Annotated in this window: 4 protein-coding genes and 1 pseudogene; all 5 read right to left on the reverse strand. The window is 49.7% G+C overall.

Annotation, left to right across the window (positions count from 1 at the left end; genetic code table 11):
- Positions 1 to 184: 184 nt before the first annotated feature.
- Positions 185 to 808 (reverse strand): NAD(P)H-dependent oxidoreductase, encoded by a 624-nt coding sequence (locus CLOSYM_RS05145; RefSeq protein ID WP_009296282.1) that lies wholly within the window; start codon positions 806 to 808, stop codon positions 185 to 187.
- 98 nt (positions 809 to 906) lie between these two features.
- Positions 907 to 1,860 carry a LysR family transcriptional regulator gene (locus CLOSYM_RS05150; protein ID WP_044902146.1) on the reverse strand — a complete coding sequence of 318 codons (954 nt, stop codon included), beginning with the start codon at positions 1,858 to 1,860 and terminating at the stop codon, positions 907 to 909.
- Between the two features lie 98 nt (positions 1,861 to 1,958).
- Positions 1,959 to 3,941 carry a TRAP transporter permease gene (locus CLOSYM_RS05155; RefSeq protein ID WP_003506767.1) on the reverse strand — a complete coding sequence of 661 codons (1,983 nt, stop codon included), beginning with the start codon at positions 3,939 to 3,941 and terminating at the stop codon, positions 1,959 to 1,961.
- A gap of 59 nt (positions 3,942 to 4,000) precedes the next feature.
- Positions 4,001 to 5,077 (reverse strand): TAXI family TRAP transporter solute-binding subunit, encoded by a 1,077-nt coding sequence (locus CLOSYM_RS05160; RefSeq protein WP_021641240.1) that lies wholly within the window; start codon positions 5,075 to 5,077, stop codon positions 4,001 to 4,003.
- A 54-nt stretch (positions 5,078 to 5,131) separates the two neighbouring features.
- Positions 5,132 to 5,511, reverse strand: a pseudogene (locus CLOSYM_RS05165) (aminopeptidase); the annotation flags it as partial.

Raw genomic sequence — 5,511 nt, forward strand, 5'->3', positions numbered from 1 at the left:
TCTCAATACATTCAATAATTCTGTTGTCTTCCATTGTTATTCTCCTTTTCAGTTTTCAGATTTACTCCTGGTTTCGTCTGGAGCAGAACCTTTGTCTCTGTTTCAGAACCTGAATATATTGTAATAATTTCCGCACTGTTTTTCATTCGTTATACGCTTTTTTCTATGGCATATCACTGTTTAGTTATACGTCTTTAACCCCGGATAAAAGCTCTGCCAAAAGCCGGTCTGCCTGCCGTTGTGCCGTCTTAAGGATTTCCTCCGGATCATTGCCGTATATGTCAAGCCCCTCGGCTTCCACTGAATCGAAACGGGCGATTCCAAGCATCTGACAGAACGCCTTTAGATACTCCACGGCCAGGTTCGGATAACCGGAAGGCATCACGCCGGTATAACCTCCCCTGGTCGTCACGTAGATCATCCGTGAAGCGCGGCAGTCCCCCACCGTCTCCCCCTTTTCATTGTAATGGAACGTCATTTGGCTGACGCACATGCGCTCCAGATAAACGCGCAGAAGACTTGGAAAGGAAAAATCCCAAAACGGCGCCGCTATGATAATAATATCTGCCGAAGCAAACTGCCTTGTCGCACCGAAAAAGGGATCCTCAAAGCAGCCTTCCGATACCAGCCTGTTTCTTAGCTCCACTTCACCGGCGTTTAGCGGAGTCAGATTACACTCCATAAGCCTCACCGTCTCTACGTTGAGGTATGGCCTGCCGCCAAGTCCGTCCACAAGCCGGGCGGCCAGCCTCCTTGTACGTGATTCATCGCCTCTTATACAGCAGTCAACATACAAAATTCTTTTCATTACTTTCCTTCTCCCCTCATTAATACTCCTTAACGGGCGGTGAAAAGCAAACTGCACCTGCTTTTCACCGCCCGCGGAGACTCTTTCTTCCTCTTTCTTTATTCCTCCTCCTTTTTTTCCACCCCTGCCATTTTCATAAATTCCCTCATGGCGGAGGTCGTGTATTTTCCCTTCTTTATCGCAAAGCTCACCGGCCGCGTTGCCAGCGGGTCACCGATTTTATAGTAGGTCAGCATCTCATTCTCCGGCATACAGCTTACGATGTCCGAACGGATAAATACGGCTCCCACACCGTTAGAAGCAATATTTACGGATGTAAGAACCTGATCCACCAATAAGACTGTGTTCATGGTAAAGCCGGCATTCCTGCAAATCTGGCTGCTTCTCTGATACATATCATTGCCGGGTTTCATCGTAATAAACGGCACCTCCCGGAGTTCATAAAGAGGAACCGCTTCCGTCTCACTGTCGGCAAATCTGCCTGTGAGAATATCCTGATACGAAAGACGGTAAGGCTGGAGCCGCTTATTCACCTGATACCGGGTAGGAACGGCCAGAATGATTTTCTCATGATTATAAAAAAAACGTTCAATATTTGACCCTACGTCAGTTGCCGTCTCTATTACCAGATCGACCGTTTCATTTTCAAGTCCTTCCCGTAATTCGCCTACATTTCCTTCCATCAAGTTGATGACCACATTGGGATACTTTTCCCGAAATCTGCCTATCAGGCCTGGAAATACAAAGGAGCAGAAAAATGAAGAACCGCCCAGGGAAAGATTGCCGGTATTCAGGTTTTTCAAATCCATGAAATACGACTTGAGATTTCTCTGGATAAACATGATATCTTCAATTGACTTAATATAAAATGCGCCCTCCCTGGTGACGGTCACCGGTATTGTGCTCCGGTCAAAAATAATAACCCCTATGTCCTTTTCCACTTTCCGCACCATTTTGCTGAGAGCCGGCTGACTGACCTGCAGCTTTCTTGCCGCTTTTGAAAAGCTTTTCTCCTGATAAACGGCATATACGTATTTCATCTCATTAAGCAAATAATTTCCCCCAGTCCTGCTGTTTTGTCACTCGATATCATGAATGCCAAAAGACAGGTCCGATTTGGTTCTTAACTTCTTCAGACCTGTCTCTTAAATCAAGCTGCCTGTCCTTTTTTTCTGACTAACTGCATTCCGGCCAGCACTGCAAACAGTGCAATTCCGATCAGATCCGTTACATTCCCCGCATCGACCATTAAAACGCCGCAGATAACCAGCAGCACACTCTCCCACCATTTACATGGTGCGATAAAGTACCGGGTAAAGCCTGTGGCAATCCCTATCATGCCGATAATTGCCGTAATAATTGCCTTCGCCACCATCAAAATAAAGTATGGCGTGCTCCAGCCCGGATTGACTAAAACCAGTACCGGATTCATAACAAATATGTACGGTACCAGATAAGCCGCAAATCCCAGCCGGAAAGCATTGAATCCTGTCTTCATCGGATTCGCCTTGGCTATTCCGGCGCCTGCAAAGGCGGCCAGCGCAACCGGAGGCGTGATATCGGCCACGATTCCGAAATAGAATACGAACATATGGGCTGCAATCGCCGGAACACCAAGAGCTACCAGAGCCGGTGCGGAGATCGTCGCCTGTATGATATAATTGGCTGTCGTAGGCACTCCCATTCCCAGTATCAGAGAACACAGCATCGTGAATACCATCGTGAGAATCAGGCTTCCGCCCGCCAGCTCCACAATGCCGTTCGCCATCTTAAGGCCCAGGCCTGTCGCTGTCACGACACCGACAATAATGCCGGCGCAGCCGCAGGTTACTGCTACTGATATAGCGCCTCTGGCCGTCTCTTCCAGACAGAGAACAAACTTTTTCAAAAATTCCAGAACATTAAACCGCTTAGTCTCACGCACTATCTCAATCACCCAGATAATCAGGCATGAGATAATTCCGTACATGGCCGCGTTCATCGCCGACCGCCCCATAACCAGCAGCGCTACGATAACGATGATAGGCGCTACCCTGTACCAGCCTGTTTTCAGCAGATATACAACCTCCGGCCTATGTTCCTTCGGTATCCCCAGCAGGCCGTTTTTCACCGCTTCAAAATGTACATTGGTAAAAATACCGGTAAAATACAGAAGCGCCGGTATACAGGCCGCCAGGGCAATGGTTCCATAGTTGGTTCCTACGTATTCCGTCATAATAAATGCGGCCGCTCCCATAATCGGAGGCATTATCTGGCCTCCGGTAGAGGCGGCAGCCTCTACCGCTCCTGCAAATTCAGGCCTATAGCCGGATTTTTTCATCAACGGGATTGTAATCGAACCGGTGCTTACCGTATTCGCCACCGAGCTGCCGCTTATGGTACCCTGCAAAGCGCTGGCTACAACAGCTGCTTTCGCAGGTCCTCCCACACTTCCGCCGCAGGCGCCCATGGCCAGCCCTGTCATCCAGTCTCCCACGCCGCTGGCCTTCAAAAATGTGGCAAAGGCCAGAAACAGGAAAATAAACGACGAGGAAACGTAGATTGGCGAACCCAGGATTCCTTCGGTTCCCAGCCATTCCAGGCAGACTAACCGCTTCAGCGTCATGCCTCTGTGGAAAAGGAAGCCCGGAAGATAATTGCCGAACAGGGCATATAAAAGGAACACGCTGCCGACACAAACGATTACCAGCCCGGCCACGCGCCGCGCCGCTTCCAGCAGCAGCAGGATGGCTAAAGCACTAATCACCATATCTGCCGTGGTAAAGCGGCCTGCCCGCAGAAGCAGCTGATCATAAAATACTATATGGTAGGCAGAGCAGGCAAATGCCAGCGCTGCAAGAATATAATCATAAAACGGGATCTTATCGCTCGGCTTTCCGTTCATCGGATAAAGCAGGTAAGCCAGAACCATTGCAGCTCCCACGTGGGGGGCCCTTTGCAGGGTGGAAGGAAAGGTTCCGAAAAGACCCGTATAAAGCTGAAAGACGGACCATGCCACCGCAATGACAAATACTATTTTTGCCGGAGTTCCGCTCAGGCGGCGGAACTTCGACTCTTTGTCAAATTTGGTCATGACTTCTTCGCTGCTGACTTCCTGTTCATCTAGCTTAATGGTTGTGTCTTCTTTATACATTCCTACCTCCTGTACCTAAATGCCGCACTCAAAGTGTCATTACATTCAACTGCAGGAATTTAATCGATCAGAAGGCCGGGATCAACAGTTATGCCTTTTTCTTCATAATAACGCGCCGCGCCGGGGTGAACTGCGGTAGTAATTCCGGAAAGTCCGCCCTCCAGGCTGATATCTTTACCGGCCGGGTGCGCTGCTGCGATCTCTTCCGCACTTTCATAAAATGCTTTTGTTATATTATAAACAGTGTCATCATCCAGATCCGAACGGCAGTACAGCACGGCCTGACATGTAATCGTCTGGAAATCCTCGGTATTGCTGTAGGTCCCCGCCGGAATCACCATTTTCTCAAAGTACGGAGCTTCCGCCTGAATCTTCGCAATCTCCTCATCGCTGACGCTGACATAAGACAGCTCCGTGGATGTCGTCATCTCTACAATAGATGAAGCCGGTACATTAAGAACTGCACAGGATGCATCAATATGTCCGTCCTGCATCTTAACAGCGGCGTCGCCGAACCCATCCTGCTGCGGCTGGATATCTTTATTGATATCAAGGCCGGCCGCTTTGAAAACCAGGTCCGACGTTCCGGCCGTTCCTGAGCCGGTAGGACCGATAGCTACTTTCAGTCCTTTCAGGTCTGTAACTGATTTGGCATTCGTACTTGCATTGGCAACGATCTGGTATACCTCATGATAAACAACGCCGATGGCGCGGAAGCTCTTAATCTCGCCTGTATCCGCAAAGGCATTACGGCCGTTCCACGCATCATCCGCCGTAGCATTCATCGCGATGCCGAGGTCAAATTCGCCAATGTCCATCATATTAATATTTTCCACCGAAGCGCCGCTGGCCTGGGAATCCAGGGACAGCCCCTCCAGTCTCTTGTTCATCGCGCTGGCCATAGCACCGCCCAGGGCAAAATAAGTTCCTCCGGAAGAGCCGCTTCCCATGATAAGCGCTACTGTTTTGCCGCTGGGAGCAGCCGGCTGTGCGGTTTCACTACCTGCAGGCTGTTCCTGCTGTGTTTCTTTGCCGTCCGCCGAAGCCGCAGGCTCGGTTTTGGAACTGCAGGCTGTCGCCGTGAATATAAGAATCATCGCCAGGGTGATGCTCAAAATTTTCTTAATTTTTTTCATACACTGTCCTCCTCTTTTGTAATGTGGCTATATCTTGTCCGAAGCTTGCGGTGCTTACTCTTCGCCCAGGCAGACCATCTTGCCGTCTTTTACAATCAGCTCGCCGTCAAAGGTGATGGTCGGGTTGTACTGCACCATGTCGATATGTACGGTGGAACGTGCCGGCTGGCCGTAGTAGAAACCGTTGCCCATTGCGATATGGCAGGTTCCCCTTGCCTTCTTCTCTTCCTCAAAGTCTCCGTTGAACATGCAGGCCGGGTTTAATCCGATTCCAATCTCCGCAATGTTGTCGCTGTCTTTTACTTCCGCTATCTGACGGCGGATTTCTTTACAAATCTTCGGGTCTCCGCCCATCACCTCTACGATGCGTCCTTCTTCAATTTTAAGTTCTACGGGGATTGTCGGGCAGCCATAGTAGCAGATTGGTCCGTCGA

It is taken from the genome of [Clostridium] symbiosum ATCC 14940 (assembly GCF_000466485.1).
GTDB classification, from domain to species: domain Bacteria; phylum Bacillota; class Clostridia; order Lachnospirales; family Lachnospiraceae; genus Otoolea; species Otoolea symbiosa.